Annotated in this window: 19 protein-coding genes; 10 read left to right on the top strand and 9 right to left on the bottom strand. The window is 67.3% G+C overall.

Annotated elements, in window-relative coordinates:
- Positions 1 to 129: 129 nt before the first annotated feature.
- The 7 genes from DB31_RS06380 to DB31_RS06345 all read left to right on the top strand — a co-directional run bounded on the left by DB31_RS06380 (position 130) and on the right by DB31_RS06345 (position 7,007).
- Complete coding sequence (locus tag DB31_RS06380) at positions 130 to 1,674, top strand: ABC transporter substrate-binding protein (RefSeq protein ID WP_044183655.1); 1,545 nt, start codon at positions 130 to 132, stop codon at positions 1,672 to 1,674.
- On the top strand, positions 1,671 to 2,582 hold the full coding sequence (locus tag DB31_RS06375) for an ABC transporter permease (RefSeq protein WP_044183652.1): 912 nt from the start codon (positions 1,671 to 1,673) through the stop codon (positions 2,580 to 2,582). Before DB31_RS06380 ends, DB31_RS06375 begins: the two co-directional genes overlap by 4 nt.
- The gene (locus tag DB31_RS06370) at positions 2,579 to 3,451 is read left to right on the top strand and encodes an ABC transporter permease (RefSeq protein ID WP_083968043.1); all 873 of its coding nucleotides are present in this window, start codon (positions 2,579 to 2,581) and stop codon (positions 3,449 to 3,451) included. Before DB31_RS06375 ends, DB31_RS06370 begins: the two co-directional genes overlap by 4 nt.
- 35 nt (positions 3,452 to 3,486) lie before the next feature.
- On the top strand, positions 3,487 to 4,029 hold the full coding sequence (locus DB31_RS06365; RefSeq protein WP_052419758.1) for a hypothetical protein: 543 nt from the start codon (positions 3,487 to 3,489) through the stop codon (positions 4,027 to 4,029).
- Positions 4,026 to 4,763 (top strand): hypothetical protein, encoded by a 738-nt coding sequence (locus DB31_RS44570; protein ID WP_052419757.1) that lies wholly within the window; start codon positions 4,026 to 4,028, stop codon positions 4,761 to 4,763. Before DB31_RS06365 ends, DB31_RS44570 begins: the two co-directional genes overlap by 4 nt.
- Before the next feature lie 87 nt (positions 4,764 to 4,850).
- Positions 4,851 to 5,369, top strand: a complete 519-nt coding sequence (locus DB31_RS06350) for a hypothetical protein (RefSeq protein ID WP_157231850.1) — start codon at positions 4,851 to 4,853, stop codon at positions 5,367 to 5,369.
- Between the two features lie 126 nt (positions 5,370 to 5,495).
- Positions 5,496 to 7,007 (top strand): FAD-binding oxidoreductase, encoded by a 1,512-nt coding sequence (locus DB31_RS06345; protein WP_044183642.1) that lies wholly within the window; start codon positions 5,496 to 5,498, stop codon positions 7,005 to 7,007.
- Between the two features lie 15 nt (positions 7,008 to 7,022).
- On the opposite strand, the gene DB31_RS06340 is transcribed toward DB31_RS06345, so the two are convergent.
- Both DB31_RS06340 and DB31_RS06335 read right to left on the bottom strand, forming a co-directional pair.
- A complete protein-coding gene (locus tag DB31_RS06340; protein ID WP_169787013.1) occupies positions 7,023 to 8,204 on the bottom strand; it encodes a tetratricopeptide repeat protein in 1,182 nt (393 codons plus the stop codon).
- 70 nt (positions 8,205 to 8,274) lie between these two features.
- Entirely contained in the window at positions 8,275 to 9,141 is an 867-nt protein-coding gene (locus tag DB31_RS06335; RefSeq protein ID WP_052419756.1) for a hypothetical protein, read from the bottom strand.
- 156 nt (positions 9,142 to 9,297) lie between these two features.
- Between DB31_RS06335 and dtd the strand changes: the two genes are divergently transcribed.
- Entirely contained in the window at positions 9,298 to 9,744 is a 447-nt protein-coding gene (dtd, locus tag DB31_RS06330) for a D-aminoacyl-tRNA deacylase (protein WP_044184078.1), read from the top strand.
- Between the two features lie 4 nt (positions 9,745 to 9,748).
- Here dtd and DB31_RS06325 read toward each other — a convergent pair whose 3' ends face one another.
- Together DB31_RS06325 and DB31_RS06320 are read right to left on the bottom strand one after the other, a co-directional pair.
- On the bottom strand, positions 9,749 to 10,594 hold the full coding sequence (locus DB31_RS06325) for a hypothetical protein (protein ID WP_044183635.1): 846 nt from the start codon (positions 10,592 to 10,594) through the stop codon (positions 9,749 to 9,751).
- 24 nt (positions 10,595 to 10,618) lie between these two features.
- Positions 10,619 to 11,080: a PTS sugar transporter subunit IIA gene (locus tag DB31_RS06320; protein WP_044183632.1), complete on the bottom strand. Its 462-nt coding sequence runs from the start codon at positions 11,078 to 11,080 to the stop codon at positions 10,619 to 10,621.
- A 275-nt stretch (positions 11,081 to 11,355) separates the two neighbouring features.
- Between DB31_RS06320 and nagZ the strand changes: the two genes are divergently transcribed.
- Both nagZ and DB31_RS06310 read left to right on the top strand, forming a co-directional pair.
- On the top strand, positions 11,356 to 12,981 hold the full coding sequence (nagZ, locus tag DB31_RS06315; protein WP_240486555.1) for a beta-N-acetylhexosaminidase: 1,626 nt from the start codon (positions 11,356 to 11,358) through the stop codon (positions 12,979 to 12,981).
- An 88-nt stretch (positions 12,982 to 13,069) separates the two neighbouring features.
- Positions 13,070 to 13,702, top strand: a complete 633-nt coding sequence (locus DB31_RS06310) for a hypothetical protein (protein WP_044183625.1) — start codon at positions 13,070 to 13,072, stop codon at positions 13,700 to 13,702.
- A 93-nt stretch (positions 13,703 to 13,795) separates the two neighbouring features.
- Here the strand turns inward: DB31_RS06310 and hpf are convergent, their stop codons facing one another.
- The 5 genes from hpf to rpoN all read right to left on the bottom strand — a co-directional run bounded on the left by hpf (position 13,796) and on the right by rpoN (position 18,728).
- Entirely contained in the window at positions 13,796 to 14,455 is a 660-nt protein-coding gene (gene hpf / locus DB31_RS06305; RefSeq protein ID WP_044183622.1) for a ribosome hibernation-promoting factor, HPF/YfiA family, read from the bottom strand.
- A 282-nt stretch (positions 14,456 to 14,737) separates the two neighbouring features.
- Positions 14,738 to 15,619: an SDR family oxidoreductase gene (locus DB31_RS06300; RefSeq protein WP_044183619.1), complete on the bottom strand. Its 882-nt coding sequence runs from the start codon at positions 15,617 to 15,619 to the stop codon at positions 14,738 to 14,740.
- Between the two features lie 126 nt (positions 15,620 to 15,745).
- Positions 15,746 to 16,504 carry a hypothetical protein gene (locus tag DB31_RS06295; protein WP_240486554.1) on the bottom strand — a complete coding sequence of 253 codons (759 nt, stop codon included), beginning with the start codon at positions 16,502 to 16,504 and terminating at the stop codon, positions 15,746 to 15,748.
- Between the two features lie 48 nt (positions 16,505 to 16,552).
- Positions 16,553 to 17,179 (bottom strand): GNAT family N-acetyltransferase, encoded by a 627-nt coding sequence (locus DB31_RS06290; protein ID WP_044183613.1) that lies wholly within the window; start codon positions 17,177 to 17,179, stop codon positions 16,553 to 16,555.
- A gap of 34 nt (positions 17,180 to 17,213) precedes the next feature.
- Positions 17,214 to 18,728, bottom strand: a complete 1,515-nt coding sequence (rpoN, locus tag DB31_RS06285) for an RNA polymerase factor sigma-54 (protein WP_044183610.1) — start codon at positions 18,726 to 18,728, stop codon at positions 17,214 to 17,216.
- Between the last annotated feature and the right edge of the window lie 2 nt (positions 18,729 to 18,730).

The raw sequence follows: 18,730 nt of genomic DNA, 5'->3' as shown, positions 1-18,730 counted from the left end.
CCGTGGACCGACCTTCTGTTCCAGCGCCATCACGAATGCTCCCGGACCACGTCCGGAACATTAGAAGGTGCCGAGGGGTGCGTACCGGCATCGACCGTACCACTTCGGGATGACTCGACCAGGAAACGGATGCCCTTGCTTCGCCACACGGTCCTGGGGTTGTTGCTGGCACTGACAGCCGGGTGTCGTCCGGAGCCTGCGCCCGACGGAATCACCGTGCTGGTGGAGGCGCCTCCGGACAGTGTGGATGACCGCTTCGCGCTGACAGCCACGGGCCAGCGGATAGGACAGCTGATTGCGCCCGGGCTGCTCACGTTCGATGACAGCAGCAGGCCGGTGCCCGCGCTGGCCGAGTCCTTCCAGGCGCTGTCCCCCACCGTCATGGAGTTCACCCTTCGCCCGGGGCTCACCTTCCATGACGGCACGGCGCTCACGGCCGAGGACGTGAAGGCCACCTATGACGGGGTGCGCTCTCGCGCGCTGCAAAGTCCGAAGGCGGAGCGGTACGAGGCGGTGGAGTCCGTGGAGGTGGTTGATGATCGCACCCTGCGGTTCCACCTGCGCCGGCCGTACGCGGCGCTGCTGGCGGAGCTGTCGCTGAGCATCGTCCCAGCGGAGCGTGCGGGGCCGGACGGGGTGGCGCTGCAAGCGGAGCATCCGGTGGGCGCGGGAGCCTTTCAGTTTGAGTCCCAACCGGACGAGGAGCACCTCTCGCTGGTGGCCTTCGAGGGCTATTACGGAGGTCGCCCGGCCATTCCGAGGCTGTACTTCCGGGTGGTGCGAGACGAGACGACGCGGGTGCTGGAGCTGCTCAAGGGCCGGGCGGATCTGGTGACGAACGCGGTGTCTCCGGCGGTGCTCCCCTTGCTGAGCAAGGAGCCAGGCTTGCGGGTGCTGGTGCGGCCGGGGACAGGCTATGCGTACCTGGGCTTCAACCTGCGCTCGGGGCCCTTGGCGGACGAGCGGGTGCGGCGGGCGGTGTGCCACCTGCTCGATGTGAAGCCGGTGGTGGAGCACAAGTTCCACGGCTTGGCGAAGCCGGCCACGGGGATGCTCCCGAGCACGCACTGGGCCTACAGCCCGAGCGAGGGCTGCCGGTACGACCCGGCCGAGGCGGCGCGACTGCTGGATGAGGCGGGCTATGTGGATCCGGACGGGCCCGGAGGCCAGCCGAGGCTGCGGCTGAGCCTGAAGGTGAGCACGGACCGGTTCCGGAAGTCGGTGGCGCTGGTGCTCCAGGAGCAATTGGCGCGCGGGGGCGTGGCTGTGGAGGTGCGGCCGCTGGAGTTCGGCACGTTCTTCAACGACATCCGGCGCGGGAACTTCGAGATGGTGACGCTGAAGTGGGCGTCGGTGATTGAGCCGGACCTGCTGCGCAACGTGTACCACTCGAAGAACGTGCCCACGGAGGAGAACCACTGGGGAGGGCTGAACCGGGGCGCGCTGAGGGACGCGGAGCTGGACGCGCTGCTGGAGGAGGCGAACCGGGTGGAGCCCTCGGAGCGCAAGGCGCTCTATGCAAAGGCCCAGGCGCGGCTGGATGTGCTGCTGCCATATGCGCCGCTGTGGCACGAGAGCAGCGTGGCGGTGGTATCTCGGCGGCTCGAGGGCTTCGAGCCCAGCGCGCACGGCTTCCTCAGCTCGCTGGCGAGGGCGCGGATGGTGAAGCCATGAGGCGCCTGGTGTCGGCGGGCATCGCGGTGGTGGGGGCGCTGCTGCTCATCTCACTGTTCCTGAACCTGGTGCCGGGGGATCCAATCGACGTGATGTTGGGGGAACAGGCCTCCGAGGTGGATCGCGAGGCACTGCGGCGCGCGGTGGGCATGGACCAAGCGTGGTACGCGCAGCTGTGGACGTTCTCGAGGGACTTCGCCACGGGCGAGCTGCGCACCTCGCTGCCTCCGTTCCAGAGGAAGGTGCTGCCGGCGATTGGCGAGGCGCTGCCGAAGACGCTACAGCTCACGGTGGCCTCGCTGCTCATCGCGGTGGGGATTGCGATTCCTCTGGGCGTGGCGGCAGCGGCGCGTAAGGGGACGGCGGTGGACTCGGCGGCGATGGGAGTGGCGGTGGCGGGAGTGGCGGTGCCGCGCTTCTGGCTGGGGCCGATGTTGATCATCGTGTTCGCGCTGTGGCTCGACTGGCTGCCGGTATCCGGCGCTGAGTCGTGGAGCCACCTGGTGCTGCCCTCGGTGACGCTGGGCACAGCGCTGGCGGCCTTCCTGTCTCGTATGACGCGAGCTGCGATGCTGGAGACCTTGCGCGAGGACTTCGTCACGGTGGCCAAGGCCAAGGGGCTGAGCCCGCACGCGGTGCTGTGGAAGCACGCGTTCCGGAACGCGCTGTTGCCGATCCTCACGGTACTGGGGCTGGAGTTCGGCACGCTGCTGGGCGGAGCGATCGTGACGGAGAAGGTGTTCGCGTGGCCGGGGATGGGGACCTTGCTGCTCACGGCCATTGAGAAGCGCGACTACAACACCGTGCGGGCCACGGTGATGGTGTTCACGCTGTGCTACGTGCTCGTGAACACGCTGACGGACGTGGCGTACACGCTCGTGGACCCGCGCGTCAGGAGGCGCTCATGAGCGAGGCCTCTCCCCTCACGGCGGTGACACCGGGCGTTGTGCCGCGCCGGGGCTTCCGGCTGCGCACGCTGGGAGGCCGGTTCGGGCTGGGCGTGGCGGTGCTGCTGGTGCTCACCGCGCTGCTGGCTCCGGTGATCAGTCCCTATTCGCCAGAAGCGATCGAACTCTCCGCGGAGCTGGCACCACCAAGCACCGCGCACCTGCTAGGCGCGGGGGAGAACGGGATCGACGTGCTCACCCATGTGCTCTACGGAGCGCGGGTGTCGCTGGTGGTGGCGTTCTTCGCGGTGGTGGTGTCAGCGCTCGTCGGAGTGACGCTCGGAGGACTGGCAGGGTACGTGGGCGGCTGGGTGGATGAGGTGGTGATGCGGCTGGTGGACGTGCTGCTCGCCTTCCCGGGCATCCTGTTGGCCATCTTCATCACGTCGGTGCTGGGGCCCAGCCTGGCCAACGTGGTCTTCGCGCTGTCCTTCACGGGATGGACGGGCTACGCGCGACTGGCACGGGGACAGGTGCTCACGCTGCGCGAGCGCGAATATGTGCAGGCGGCGCGGGCCCTGGGGAGCGGGAACGCGCGCATCCTGTTCCGTCACCTTCTGCCGAACGCGGCGGGGCCGCTGCTCATCCAAGCGACCTTCGCCTTTCCCGGAGCCATCCTGGCCGAAGCCTCACTGAGCTTCCTGGGCCTGGGCGCACCGCCGGGAACACCTTCCTGGGGCGCGCTGGTGGACCAGGGAACGCAGTACCTCCTCGTGGCTCCCCACGTGGCGGTGTTCCCAGGGCTCGCGCTGGCGCTCACAGTGCTGGGGTTCAACTTCCTCGGAGACGCGGTGCGAGACGCCTTGGATCCGAAACGTCCAGGCGCCTAGCATCTCACCTATCGATCTCTTACGGAGGGTCGCCCATGCGTCACTTCTGTAGCCAGGGAAGCTTCGTACTGCTCCTCTTTCTCCTGATCACACCCGCAGGAGCAGGCCCCGTCCCTCCTACGCAAGCGACGGCGATGACGGTCACAGAGTCCACCCGCGCCAAACTGCTGGCCTATCTGGCTCGGGGAGATATCGCCGGTGCCATCGCCCTGTACGAGGTTCACACCGGGCAACAGGCACCGGCGTGGCTGAGAAACCTTCAGGTGGCCTACAGCGCTGCGAGTCAGATTCCGGGGAAGTGCCAGGATGTTGCACGCACCATCCATCAAGCTTTCACACAACTGGGACAGCGCCCGGAGTACGTCGCTTTTCGCACCGAAAGACCCATCTACATGGTCTTCGAAACGACCGAAGGCAACCAAGCTTCTGTGTCTCGTGCGGGTTACCACGTAGCCGTCAGAATCGGGGCGTCGATTTATGATGCTTATACAGGCCCCCTCGGCATGAAATTCGACGATTATCTTTTGCGATTGCAGGCACGCATCCAGATCTCATGGGAGGTCGTTTCGACACCATGAGCCATGAACACGAATTCGAGCCCACCCTTGGGCATCTTGAGGCCGTAGGAACACTGGAGGCCTTGCTCCTGCTTCACCGGGACATGAAGAAGGGTAGACTTTTCATTCATATCGGAGATCCGCTTGTGGAGCGGCTTGCAGGCTTTATCGAGGGGTATCGCGCCTGCCTGCGTGAACATCAGCTCTCCGATGAAGCGTATGCTCGATTCTGCGAGTGGCTTTGGAGCACGAGACGCGAAGAGCCGATAGAAAAAGCCACCGAGCGACATCTGTCCATGGCGGGGGGAGAGCACGAACGAGCGATTGGGACGTACCTTGACTGGGTCCATGAATTCTCCACTTCCCCACGCTCGAAGCGGGCTTTGCCCAGCGACGCGACTCCTGCCCAGCCGCCTGAGACTGAAGAAGGGCCGCCAGCCGCCCGAGATACCCTCTCCTACCTGCTGTGCATCCGCGAAAGCCTGTTGCACGGGCGGCTCCATGAACATCTCGAAAACACCAACGCAGAGCGCTTCAATACGTTCATCGATGGGTATAACGCCTGCGCGGATGACAACCATCTCAAGAACGAACTGTACGCGAACTTTGGCAATTGGCTGAGAGACGTCAAACGGGAACTTCCTGAGGAGGGCTGGCCCGCCAAGTATTTACGAGACTGTAACGGCGACCACCAGCAGGCCATTCTCCGGTACCTGGACTTTGTCGCTGAGTTCGCTGCTCTGCACAAAGGTTGAGAACTCCTGGGCGCGGTGGCCACACCAACCGTCAGACCTCCCCGGCCCCTTCCGTCCAGTGCGCCCGCCTCTACAAGGAGCCGGGCCATGGGAGATCCTCGCAATCCGAAACGGGCCGATGAGCCCTGGAACCTCGAGCGCCTCAGCGTGCTCGAACGGGAGGTGCGATCCATCGCACCGCTCGTCACCCTCTCCGGCGGTTGGGCCTGGCACTTCATGGCCCCTCCCCACGAGGAGCTGAAGATCTTCCACGACCACAAGGACGTGGACCTCTTCGTCGAGCCCGAGCGTCTCCCCGAGCTCATTCACGCCCTCACCCAGCGCGGCTACACCCGCACCTGGACCCGCTTCGATGCCACTTCGGAGAACTTCTATCGCTACGCCCGCCACGTGGATGGCGTGAAGGTTCTCCTCGATGTCTTCGTGCGGCGTGTCCCCTCGGTCCAGGTCGGCGAAGTCCGCGTCGTCGAGCCCCCCACCCTCCTCACCTTCTACGGCGACATCCACAGCACCGACGACTGCGTCTCCGTCCTCGCCGCCCGGAAGCTCTTGGCCCAAGGCCTCAGCCCCATCGGCCGCGAGGAGCTCGTCACCCGCCCCCGGTGAACCCTGCTGTCTGGGGTGTAGCCGGGGACGGTCCCCCACTGGCAAGCTGGCGCATGTGAGCCTGCCCATCGCCTGCGACCCTGACTATCGCCTCTCGAGCTGCTTCCCTCTCAAGAGAGGCACGCCATGAGCGCGCTGGAGACCGCCCTCACCGAGTGGCGCTCCGCCCTGGGCGAAGAGCATGTCATCACCGAGCCCGAGGCGCTCGCCTCGGCCGAGACCGCCACCTTCGCCACCACCCAGCGCATCCCCGCCATCCTCCGCCCCTCGACCACCGCCGAGGTGCAGGCCTGTCTGCGCATCGCCCAGGCCCGCCGCGTCCCCGTCTACCCCGTCAGCGGCGGCCGCAATTGGGGCTATGGCTCCCGCGTTCCCCCGCGCGACGGGTGCGTGTTGATCGAGCTGGCGCGGATGAACCGCATCCTCGCGTACGACGAGAAGCTCGCCTACCTCACCATCGAGCCCGGCGTGACCTTCCGTCAGGCGTACACCTGGCTCAAAGAGCGCAACAGTCCCCTCTTCATCACCACCATTGGCGGCTCGCCCGAAGGAAGCCTTATTGGCAACGCCCTCGAACGCGGCGACGGCCGCGGCCCTCACGCCGACATCTTCAACTACGTCTGCGGCCTGGAGGTGGTGCTCCCCAATGGCGAGCGCATCGAGACCGGCATGGCCCGCTTCCCCAGCGCCCACGCCGCCCCTGTCTTCCGCTGGGGTCTGGGCCCCTCGCTGGATGGCCTCTTCAGCCAGTCCGCCCTCGGCGTGGTGACGCGGATGACCTTCTGGCTGGTGAAGAAGGCCCCCTATCTGCACGAGTTCGCCTACGCCGTGAAGGAGGACGCCCACTTGTGGGAGCTGCTGGATCGCCTTCAGCCGCTCGCGCTCGATGGCACCCTGCGCAACAGCCTCTTCATCTGGAATGACGTGAAGGCGCTCAGCATCGCCCGCCAGTTCCCCTTCGAGCACACGGGCGGACGCACGCCGCTGCCCTCCTTCATGCTGGAGCAGCTCCGCGAGGAGCTCGGCCGGTGGATCATCAGCGGCGCCATCTCCGCCCAAGATGAAGAGCTAGGAGCCCTCCTCCAGCGCCGGGTGGGCACTGCCATGGAGGGACTCGGCCACCGCTTGGAAATGCAAGACCGTGGCCCCGACTACGAGAGCGCGTTCCAGGGCCGCCCCTCGGACGGCAACCTCGCCATGACCTACTGGCGCAAGAAGAACCCTGTGCCCGACCCGCCTCACCCGGACCGGGACAAGTGCGGCTTCATCTGGTGCTCGGTGGCCGTGCCCTTTACCGGCGAGGAGGCCCAGGCCGCCTCCGCCATCGCCACCCGCGTGCCGCGCATGTTCGCCTTGGAGCCCAACGTGGCCCTGCTGGCCCTCTCCCCGCGTTGCATGTATCTGGTGGTGGCGCTCGCGTTCGATCGCGAAGTCCCCGGCGAGGACGAGCGCGCCATGGCCTGCTACCAGGCCCTCCAGCGAGAGCTCATCCAGGCCGGCTACTACCCCATGCGGCTCGGCCTCCCCGGCTTCCCCGAGGAGATCCCCGTGCAGGACGACTCGCGCACGCTGCTCAAGCGCCTCAAGGAGGCCGTGGACCCCGCTGGCATCTTCGCCCCGGGCCGCTACGGCTTCTGAGCCGCCCCGCCGCGCTCAGCCCAGCGCCTTCAGGAGCCGCTCGGCCTGCTCGCGCAGCTCATCGCCCTCGGGCAGGTTCGCGGCGAGCACCGCCTTCGCCTGGGCCTGCGCCTTCGCCTTGTCGCCCAGGCGCGTGTACGCCAGCGCCAGGTTCAGGTGTGGCGCGGGCTGCGCGGGCTGACGCCGCACCGCCTCCTCCAGCACCGTGACGGCGCGGGACATCAGCTTCTCCGGCGGCGTGGCGGGCATGCGCATCAGCAGCTGGCCCAGGTTGTTGGGCGCCTTCCAGCCGTTCGCATCCAAGGCCATCGCCTCCTCGTAGGCCGCGATGGCCTTCTCGTAGGCCGGTGGCTCGGCCGCCTCGTGCGCCGTGGCCTCGATCATCTTCAGGTCCGCCGTGGCCAGCCCCAGGCTCTCCATGGTGCGGCACACGTGCAGTGCCTCCCGGTTCTGGCCTCGGAGCACCATCAGCAGCGCGAGGTTGGCCTGCGCCTGGGCATCCTTCGGCCGCTGCGTGGCGAGCGTCGAGGCGGCCTGGTAGCTCCCCTTCACATCCCCCATCCCGAGCGAGATCGCCGTGAGTGCTGCCAACAGGCGCGGGTGGTTGGGAATCTCCCGCAGGCCCTCCTGCACCAGCCTGCGCGCCTGGAGCGCCAGCCCCTCCTCCACGAGCACCTCGATCAGCGACAGGTAGGGCGGGAGGAACTTCGGCTGCAGGGTGATGGCCTGCGCAATCGTCTGGATGCCCAGGTCCGTCTTCCCGGCCTCGTGCAGCACCTGCCCGTACCGGTAGACGAAGATGGCGTTCTTCGGCTGAACCTGCACCGCCTTGGCCAGCGCGGCGAGCGCCTCGTCCGTCTTGCCCTGCTTGAAGAGCGCGAGCCCCAGGCCAAAGCAGGCCTCGCCGCGCAGAGGCTCCCGGGAGAGCACCTGGCGGAAGTACCCCACCGCTGGCTCGAGCTGGCCCCGCTGCGAGGCAAGGTTGGCGCGCAGCAGCAGCGTCTCCGCCGTGGCGCCCTGCTGCTCGGCCACGGCCAGGTGCTTCTCGGCCTGCTCGAGCTGGCCCTCCAGCAAGAGGACCTTGCTCAAAACGACGAGGGCGGAGCGATCCTGTGGCTTCTTCGCCAGGATCTGCTCCGCCTCCGCCTTCGCCTTGGCTGTCTGCCCTGCCTCGAGGAGTCTCTCCAGCGCGCTCATGCGCTGCATTCTCTCCCAGGCACCTGGCCCTGTCGCCCTCTTTGCGAGCGCGGCAGGGCCCGAGTGGAAACTACCAGCCGATGTCGAGGACCTTGCCCGCCAGGTCCTTGGCCTTGTCGGCCGCGCCGCTGACCACGTCGCCGGCCTTGTCGGCCACGTTGCTGGCCACGTCCGCCACCGCGCCGGCCGCGTCCTTCACGCCGCTGGCCACCTTGCCCACGTCCACCTCGACGCCGAACTCCACGCTGGCGCCGATGCCCAGCGTCGCGCCGATGTCGAAGTTGGCCGAGAGCTTGCCATCCTTCAGGCCCACGTCCGCCTCGAACTCGGCGCCCAGGCCCGCGGTCACCTCACCGCCCACCTTCGCGGTGGCCGGGCCGACCGTCTGCGCCACCTCGGCCGAGGCACGCGCCCCGACGAAGGCCTCGCCGCCCGCGGAGGCCGCCACGTCGCCGTGCAGCGGATCCACCACCACCTCGCCCTTGACGCTGGCCTCGGCGCCCACGTTGCCCTTGGCCGACGCCTCGGTGCTGCCGATGCCGTACTCGGACTTCACCTTGCCCTCGGCGCTCACGAGGTTGGCGTGCGCCTCGGCCTTACCCTCGGCCTTCACCTGGCCCTTGGCCAGATCCGCAGTCACCGAGCCCTCGCCCGACACGCCAGCCGAGCCCACCTTCACGTTGCCCTCACCGGAGAGCGCGCTGCCCGGCTTGCCGAACTTGCCCTCGGCGGAGACCGCGTTGGCCTCGGCCTCGAACTTGTCCTTGAACAGCTCGACCTCAGCCTTCGGCTTCACGCCGTTGTTCTTCACCTCAGGCTTCACCGGCTGGCCGCGCTCGCTGGTGCTGCGCGTGGTCCGCGTGGTCTCGCCCGTGGTCCGGTTCTGCTCGTAGGAGCGGCTGTAGGTGCGGCTGCGGTTGTCGACAGAGATCGCCATGGCGGACTCCCGAAAGCTGAAGCGGGGCAGAAGTGCGCCGCTGTAAGTACATGGGGATTCTCTGCGATCAGGAATTTTGGTTGCTTAGTATGGAAGAATAATCTCTTGTGCGCTGAGAACTCACCCGATTTCCCCAGGAAATCCAGGAGGATGGAGATGAGGGCTGTAGTCCAGCGGGTGCTCGAAGCCTCAGTCACCGTGGATGGGAAAAAGGTGAGTCAGATCGGTCCGGGGCTGCTGGTGCTGCTGGGCGTGGGCAAGGGGGACACGGAGGCGGACGTGCCGTGGATGGTGGAGAAGCTGGCCACGCTGCGCATCTTCGAGGACGCCGCCGGGAAGATGAACCTGTCCCTGGAGGACACGCACAAGCAGCTCATCGTCGTGAGCCAGTTCACCTTATATGGAGATACGCGGAGGGGCCGGCGCCCCAGCTTCACGGAGGCGCTGGAGCCGGAGCCGGCCAAAGCCCTCTATGAGAAGGTCTGCGAGCAGCTGCGTACCCGGGGCCTCACCGTCGGCACGGGCATCTTCGCAGCGGACATGAAGGTGGCGCTGATCAACGACGGGCCCGTCACGCTGCTGCTGGAGACACAGCGGACCTGAGCCCTCAGACGCGGACCTGGGTGCTCTTGGTCACCAGTGACACCACGGCGGAGTGCTCCTGGGCGGCGGTGCGCACCTCGCCACAGAGGACACCCAGCTCGTAGATCCACTCCGGAGCCCGGGGTCCCAGGCCGGAGAAGACCACCGCCAGCGGCGGAGGTTTGGTCGCCCGGCCCGTCCACCACGCCAGCAGCTCGTCCCGCTCCGGCAGCGAGGGCAGCTTCAGCCGCTCCACCTCTCGAGTGAGCAGCCGGTCCAGCTTGCGCACCAGGGTTGCGTGCCAGTCGGCCACCGCATGCGCTGGCCGCCACGCCCAGTCCGCGAAGGCCAGGCCCTGCCGAGGCATGTACCCGGCGCGGCCCTGGGTGGCGAAGACCTGATCCGGCGGGAACTGCGGGAGCGGCTCCCAGGTGCCACCAATGAAGGAGGCCAGGCCCAGTTCGACCCGGGGCTTCTGCCGGAAGGCGTCTCGCACAGCCCGGGCCTCGCGGGCCTGGCCATACGGGTAGTCCGGCAGCTCCACCATCAACGCCAGGTGCAGCGCCTCGTCCCAGTCGCCCGCGTAGCCGGCCCGAGAGGCTCCGAGCTCCCAGCCCGAATCCCCCAGCTGCCACGGCTGGAAGACGAGCCGATCCACCAGCTCGACCCAAGGTTCCCGCTCCAGCCCGCTGAGCCCGCCCGGCGAAGCCGTGGACAACAGCCGATCACAGAGGAAGCGCGTCTCCTCGTCCCCCAGCCTTCCCATCATCCCTTCCAGCGCGCGCGGCGCGTCCCCCATGCAGCGCGTGAAGAACGGGAGCACGAGTTCCTGGAAGAACCCATCATTGATGGGGCGAAGAACGATTTCCACGGAGCTCCCCCCTCCGAAGCCCGCTCAGGGCCGGGCGTCTTCCTGGACGATGAGCGCGTGGATATCCGCGGCGGAGGGGGCCTCGAGGATGGCGGCCCGGAACCGGGGGTTCTTGAAGAGGCGGGAGATGCGGGCCAGTGCCTTGAGGTGCACACCGGCACTGTTCTCCGGGGCCACCAGCGCGAAGAAGAGGTGGGTGGGCTTGCCGTCAATCGCCTCGAAGTCCAGGCCCTGCTTGGAGACACCGAAGGTGGCGAGCAGCTGCGTCATGCCGGGGAGCTTGCCGTGGGGGATGGCCACCCCCTCGCCGATGCCGGTGGAGCCGAGCTTCTCGCGCTCGCGCAGCACCTCCACCAGCCGGTCCTCCTGCAGCTGGGGGTGGGCGCGCACGAGCGCCCCGCTCAGCTCGCGCAGCACCTCGGGCTTGGTGCGCGCCTGCATGTCCGCGATGACGGCTTGAGGGCTGAGGAACTCGGAGATTCTCACTGGCGCTCCCGCGGTGGCGCTCGACGTCGAGGGGCAATTACTCCTCACCACTCTTTCGCGCAAGGGTCGCCTGCCCACTCTCGCGCGCTTCGTCAGGCTTCGCTCACCCGGACGCAAGGTGGAGGGGGTGGCATCTCTCGACTAGCATCCCCACCCGCGTGTCTGCCCGTCACCTCGTTCCCCTGCTCCTCCTGCTCTCTTTGGGCCTCTGCGCCACCGCGCCCGCCCCGGGAGTCGCGCCCGCACCTCCTACCCCCGTCCCAGGTTTGCCTCCGGTGTCCTCGGAGCGGGTAGAGACCCTGCTGGCGGGCCTCTCCCTGGAGTCCCGGGTGGGACAGCTGATGATGGTGGGCTTCTACGGCACCGAGGTGGACGAGGACGTGGAGGAGCTGGTCCGAGGCCACCGGGTGGGTGGGGTCTGCCTCTTCAAGCACAACGTCCGCGACGCCAGTCAGGTGGCGCGGCTCAATGACGGGCTCCGGCGGCTGCTGGTCGATCACATCCCCCCCTTCCTCGCGTTGGATCAAGAGGGAGGCAACGTGGTGCGCGTGCAGGACCAGGTGGTGGTGCTGCCCAGCAACATGGCCCTGGGCGCCACTCGCTCGCCCGAGCTGGCCTACTCAGCAGGTAGGGCCCAGGGGGAGGACCTGAGACGGTTGGGGTTCAACATGAACCTGGCCCCCGTACTGGATGTGAACCTCAACCCGCGCAACCCCGTCATCGGCGTGCGCTCGTATGGGGACAGCGTGCCCCTGGTCTCCGAGCTGGGCCGAGCCTTCGTGAAGGGGCAGCAGGACGCGGGGCTCGTCACCGTGGCCAAGCACTTCCCCGGACATGGGGCCACGGACGCGGACAGCCACACGTCGCTGCCCATCATGGAGGAGACGCGCGAGGAGGTGCTGGCGCAGATGGAGCCCTTCCGCGCCGTCATCCAGGACGGGCTGGACGGGCTGATGACGGCCCATGTGGCCATCCCCCGCCTCACCGGGAATGACGTGCCCGCCACCTTGAGCCCCCAGGTGCTGGACGGGCTGCTGCGCCAGGAGCTGGGCTTTGACGGGCTGGTGCTCACCGACGAGATGGAGATGGAGGCCATTGCCCAGCGCTACGGCGTGGGCCGCGCGGCGGTGCTGGCGGTGAAGGCCGGCGCGGACATGGTGCTGGTGCCCTGGCAGCCGGAGAAGAAGATCGAAGTCTATGAGCACCTGCTCGCCGCCGCGCGGAGCGGAGACCTGCCCGCCGCGCGCCTGGAGCAGGCCGTGCGCCGCATCCTCACCGCCAAGCTGCGCCGGGGCCTCTTCGAGACGCCGCCCGTTCTGGAGCAGCGGCTCTCCAACCCGCCGCCTCCGGGCAATGGCGAGGTGGCCCACCTCATTGCCCGCGCCTCGGTCACGCTGCTGCGCACGGATGGGCGGCACTTCCCGCTGTCCCCGTCCACGCGCATCGCCGTCATCACCGCCGAGCCCTCGCTGGGCGAGGCCATCCTCTCCCGCTCCCCTCGGGCCTCCGTGCTCAATGTCCCCGCATACCCGGCAGAGAGCCGCCGTGCCGCGCTGCGCCAGAAGGCCCGGAAGGCGGCGCTCAAGGCAGACGTGGTGGTGGTGGGGATGATCAATTCCCGGCAGGCCGAGCTCGTCACCATGGCCGCCGCCACCGGCAAGCCCGTGGTCGTCGTCTCCATGGGCCTGCCGTATCTGGTGGAGATGGTGGACGAGGCCCGCGCGGTGCTCGCGGTCTACTCGTACCAGCCCGCCTCCACCTCCGCCGCAGCCGCCGCCCTCTTCGGAGAGATCGGCACGCCGGGGCGGCTGCCCGTGCACCTGCGCATGTTCAGCTTCGGTCACGGCCTGGATCCGGTGGGACAGAAGCAGGCCGAGGCCGCGCAGGGCGCCGCGCGCTGAACCGCCATTCCCCCGCGATATGCCATTTCGGGCTCCGCGTTCTTCCTGTCGTCACGGCTACGGAACGAACGAACGAACGGAGGAACTCATGTCGCGCGCACTGCTGCTGTCGTCTCTTCTCTGTCTGACTGTGGGCTGCGCTGGGGCCAGCACTGGCCTTCGGGCGGAGGGCGAGAAGGTCCGCATGGGCCAGCGCTCCGCCGAGCCCATGGTGGTGACGAACCGCTACATCACCGGTCCCTCCTCGTCGATCAGCCTGCGGAACGATGGGCTGCGCGGCCGCTTCCGCAACCAGCCGGTGGAGCTGCAGTGGAACTACCAGAACGTCACGGGCGTCTTCGGCGCGCAGCCGACCCGCCTGGAGCTGTCCGAGGGCGATGACGTCCGCGCCTCGGGCACCTTCGGCGGCGCTCCGGTGGACCTGCTCATGAAGGGGGACGTGCTGGTGGCGCGCGTGGGCCTGTGCGCCTACTACTTGAACCGGGTGGAGGGCGGCTTCTCCGGCAAGCGCGACTGCTCGGGCCCTCTCGAGGAAGGGTTCTCGGTGGACTTCCCGGAGAGCCTCCAGGCGCGCCCCGTCGGCGAGATGGCTTCGCTGCTCACCCTGGCGCTCGTGAGCTACACGGACACCTACTCGCCCGCAGTCTCCATCGCGCGCTTCTCCGCTCCGCGCGAGGTGCTGCGCCAGGTGCCGGACACCTACTGCCGCAAGTACCAGTAGGAACGCGCCACCCCGGGAGCCTTCCCGGGGCAGCGGCACCGCGCTCCGTCTCACCCTTCTCGGGAGACGGAGCGCTCGTGTTTCAGGGGTCCGCTAGCGCGTGCCCGTGGCAGCAGCCGACTCGGGCTCGTGCGGCTCGATGAGGCCGTACTGCCCATCCTTGCGGCGGTAGAGCACGGACATCGCGTTCGTCTCCACGTTGTGGAACACGTAGAAGTCGTTGTTCATCAGGTTCATCTGCATCACCGCCTCTTCCACCTTCAGCTGCTTGACGGTGAGGTGGGTGGTGCGGAGCATGCGCGGCGAGTCCGCCTCACTGGCCGGAGCCGGCGAGGAGGCCTGAGCGCCGTTCGTCTGGGGCTCGGGCGCGGTGGACTCCTCGTCCCCCGGCATCTCGAACACAGCGTGGCGCACGCGCGACAGCTGGTTCATCAGATCCTGCCGGTGGTGGACCTTCTCGCGGCCGTGGTGGCTCTTGAGCTTGTCCTTGTAGCGGCGCAGTTGCCGCTCGATCTTGTCCATCGCGAGATCAATGGACGCGTACATGTCCTCGCTCTTCTCACGGCCCCGGAGGACCCACGAACCGGAGTGGATCGTGATGTCCGCGTGGTGCAGGTGACGTTCGAGCGAGAGCACCACATGCGCTTCGCCAGCCCGGTCCAACAGCCGATTTACCCGGTCAACCTTCTCGCGTGCGTACTCCTTGAGGGAATCCGACGCTCCGAACTGGCGGAAGGTGATGTTCATCTGCATGCGTAGCTGCCTCCTCCATGGGTAGGACGTGCTCCGTTTCAGATCAGAAACGGTCTGGGGGTCCAAAAGCAACCCGCCCCCCCTGGAGATCGCTTGTCCACCGTCCCAGGGAGAGAGAGCCCCCATCCCTCCGACAGGTGGACGCAGGGCTTATTCCCGAGCTATTCTCTTGGAGTTTCAACCACTTCCGCGCCCTCTGGGACAGCAACCGGAGAGTCACGTGATGGGTTGGGTCCTGCACAGTCTTCGCTGCGCCAAGGGGCCTCTCCGCTCCAGGCCCGCTTACGCGAGGACCTTGCCTCCAGTGACGCCGAGGATCTCCCCATTGACGTAGCGCGACTCGTCGCTGGCGAGGAACACAAAAGAGGGCGCGAGCTCTGCGGGCTGGGCAGCGCGGCCCATGGGGTTGCTCTCACCGAACTTCTTGAGGTGCTCACCACTGAAGGACTGCGGAATGAGCGGCGTCCACACGGGCCCGGGGGCCACGCAGTTGACGCGGATGCCGCGCTCGATGAGCGACTGCGCGAGGCCCTTGGTGAAGGTGACGATGGCGCCCTTGGTGCTCGCGTAGTCGAGGATGCCGGGCGAGGGCTGATAGGCCTGGACGGAGGCGACATTGATGATGGCGCTGCCGGGCTTCATGTGGGGCAGGGCCAGCCGCACCAGGTGGAACATGGCGAGGATGTTGACGCGGAAGGTGCGCTCGACGCGCTCGGGGTCGAGCTCCTCGAACTTCTCCACCTCCTTGCCCTGAAAGGCGGCGTTGTTCACGAGCACGTCGATGCGGCCGAACCGCTTCACCGTGTCCTCGATGAGCTTGCGGCAGTGAGCCTCGATGGCGAGGTCCCCAGCCATGGCGAGCACCTGGCGGCCCTCGTCCTCGAGGAGCCGGCGCGTCTTCTCCGCGTCCTCGTACTCGTTGAGGTAGGCGAAGGCCACGTCCGCGCCCTCGCGGGCAAAGGCGAGGCACACCGCGCGTCCGATGCCACTGTCACCACCGGTGACGAGCGCCACCCGGTCCTTCAGCCGGCCGAGCCCCTTGTAGGAGTCCTCACCAAAGTCGGGGGCTTCCTGCATCCGCTCTTCGATACCGGGATGCGCCTGGGGCTGCTCGTTGAAGGGGGCCTTCTGGCCAGCGTGACGTGGATCGGGGTTGCGAGGCATGGGTCCTCCGTGGGGTACCCAGGCACGGTGGGTGCGAGCCCGAGGTCCGGCAACCACTGACCTCGGGACAACCGCACCGTATGGCCGCCGACGTTGGCTCGCTCGGAGAACGAGCGGCCTCCCCGCCTACTGAGCGACGGCGACCTCGTAGTCGCTGGAGTGGAAGATGGAGCCGCTGCAGCTGGCGACCCCCTGGCAGTCGAGCACACCGCCCTCCAGGCTGGCCTTCAGGGTCAGCAGGTGGTTGGCGGCTGGGGTGGCCTCGGGGAGGACGAAGCTCACGTCGCCGTTCTCCTGGGTGATCTGCAGGGTGGCGGGGGCCCGGCCGCCTTCTCGGAGCAGCGTGACGGTAGCGGGGCCGGGCGTCTCCTCGGCTGGCAGCCAGCGGTACGTGTACGTCTGGCCACGCCGCAGCGTGGTGCCCGTACCGGTCCCTTGAAAGGCAAAGCGGCGCTTGGCCTTGGCGCCCTTCACGATGAGCGTGATGGCGGGGGTGCCGTCCTTATCCTTGAGGAACACGCGGGCGTCCTCGATGGGCTCGGCGTTCCAGACTTCAGGATCGAAGTCGAACCATGCGCGCGACTGCTCGCAAGCATCCCGCCCACTGGTGTCGGGGAAGCCGCCGAGTTCCAGCTTCATGGGCTGGCCGTTGAAGGTGGCCGTGACGCCATCCACGAGCCGCGTGCAGCCATCTTCCGGCTGCGACAGCGTGACGGTGAAGCGGTGGGAGCCCGCGGCGTCCGGGGTCTCCAGGGCGTCCACGTCCACGAGGGCGTAGGTGAGTGTGCGGTTGGAGAGGTCCTCCAGGGAGACGGAGACAGTCTCGGTACGCCCGCCGCAGCCAGAGAGCAGCCCGAGCACGGCGGCGAGCGAGGGAGCAACCACGAGGGATTTCAGAGAAGGAGCGGAGCGGAACATGCGTCCCGGACCCTATCACTCCCCGGCGAGTCGCTCTTGCAGGCGAGCCTTCACCTCGGGCCACTCGGTGTCGAGGATGCTGTAGTACGCGGAGTCCCGCACGATGCCGCCGCGCACCAGCATGTGGTTGCGGAGGATGCCCTCGAACCTGGCGCCGATGCGCTCAATGGCGGCGCGGGAGCGGGCGTTGCGATGATCGGTCTTGAGCTGGACGCGCATGACGCGCAGCTGCTCGAAGGCGTGGCGCAAGAGGAGGAACTTGCACTCGGTGTTCACCCGGGAGCGCCAGGCCCGGCGCCCCAGCCACGTGTGACCGATTTCCAGGTTCCGGTCGTTGCGGGAGATCGTCATGTACCGGGTGGTGCCGAGCGGGGCCCCTGTGTTCCGGTCACAGATGAAGAACGGCTGCTCGGTGCCCCGCGCGGCGGCCTCCAGGGCCGAGGTGATGTACGCGGCCAGCTCCGCCTCGGTGCGCAGCACCTGAACGGAGAACTCGAAGATCTCATCCTCACAGAGGGAGGCCAGCGGCGCGGCGTGCTCGGGGCCGAGCGGCTCCAGGCGAACCGCACGTCCCTCCAGGGTGACAGGAGGGACGATCAGGGGGATGAGATCTCTCCAGGGAAGCTCTGTGTCCGTGCTCATGAGGCCATCCTGCCTCAGAGCTCAATCCACTTCCTCAGAAGTAACGCTTGCGCTTGCTGCTCGGGAGGATGCCCAGCACCTCGCGGTACTTGGCCACCGTGCGCCGGGCGATCTCCGTGCCCTGCGCCTTCAGCAGCTCCACGATCTTCTGGTCCGAGAGCGGATTGCGAGCGTCTTCCTGCGACACCAGCTGCTTGATGTGGTGCTTCACCGCCTCGCTCGCGGTGTCCTCGCCCGACACGCGCGCGATCGACGAGTTGAAGAAGTACTTCAGCTCGAAGATGCCCTGCGGCGTGTGCACGTACTTGCTCGTCGTCACGCGCGACACCGTGGACTCGTGCATCCCGATGTCCTCCGCCACATCCCTCAGGATGAGCGGCTTCAGGTGAGCAATCCCCTTGTCCAGGAAGTCCCGCTGGAACTTGATGATGCTCTCGGTGACCTTGTAGATCGTCCGCTGCCGCTGGTGAATCGAGCGAATCAACCACTGCGCGCTGCGCAGCTTGTCCTGGATGAACTCCTTCGTCTGTCCCGGCGACACCGCCCCGTTCTTCAGCGCGTTCCGGTACGTGCTCGAGATGCGCAGCTTGGACAAACCGTCGTCATTCAGCACCACCGTGTACTCGTCCCCCATCTTGTAGACGAAGACGTCCGGGCTGATGTACGGCGCGTCATCCCCGCTGAAGTTGCGCCCCGGCTTCGGATCCAGCTTGGGCAATAGCTTCGCCGCATCCACCACCTCCTCGAGCGTGACCTTCAGCTCCTTGGCGATGGCCGGCAGGTTCTTGCTCTCCAGGTACTTCATGTACCGCTTGATCATCATCCCCAGCATCGGGGCGTGCTTCTCCTTCAGCGCCTGTACCTGGATGAGAAGGCACTCCTGCAAGTCACGGGCGCCGCAGCCCTTCGGATCCAGGCTCTGGATGCGCCGCAGCGTGCGCTCGGCCACGCTCATGGGCACGTCCCCCTCGTTCGCCAGGCGGATCAGCGGATCTCCCTCCACGTCCGGCAACTTCAGGTACCCGTCGTCATCCAGGTTGAAGATGATGAGCATGGCCACACGGCGCTCGGCCTCGTTCATCTTCAACATCCCCAGCTGCGCCTGCAGATGGTCGGCCAGGTCCTCCTTCTTCACCATGTTGGCTTCGAACGACGGCATGTCGTCCGTGGCCACGTTGCCCTTGTTCGACGCGGTGCTCTGCTCCTGGAACTGGTAGCTGTTGAGGTAGGCCTCCCAGTCGATCTCCGGCGGGTTGTCCGAGTCCCCCTTGAACTCCGGGGTGCTGTCGCCCACCATCGGCGCCTCGGGATCCCTCGGCACCTCGACGTTGCCCGCCTCCAGGGAGGCCTCTCCCGGCTCCTTGTCCGCCACATCCAGCGGGGCCTGCTCGTCTGGCTGCTCCAACAGCGGGTTCTGCTCCATCTCCTCCCGCACCTGCTCGAGCAGCTCCATCCTCGATAACTGGAGGAGTTTGATCGCCTGCTGCAGCTGCGGTGTCATCACCAGCTGCTGCGAGAGTTTCAGGCTTTGCTTGAGTTCCATCGCCATTG

Source organism: Hyalangium minutum (assembly GCF_000737315.1).
Lineage (GTDB): Bacteria > Myxococcota > Myxococcia > Myxococcales > Myxococcaceae > Hyalangium > Hyalangium minutum.
The sequence above is the reverse complement of the archived record's forward strand: the minus strand, read 5'-3'. Positions and strand labels throughout refer to the sequence as shown.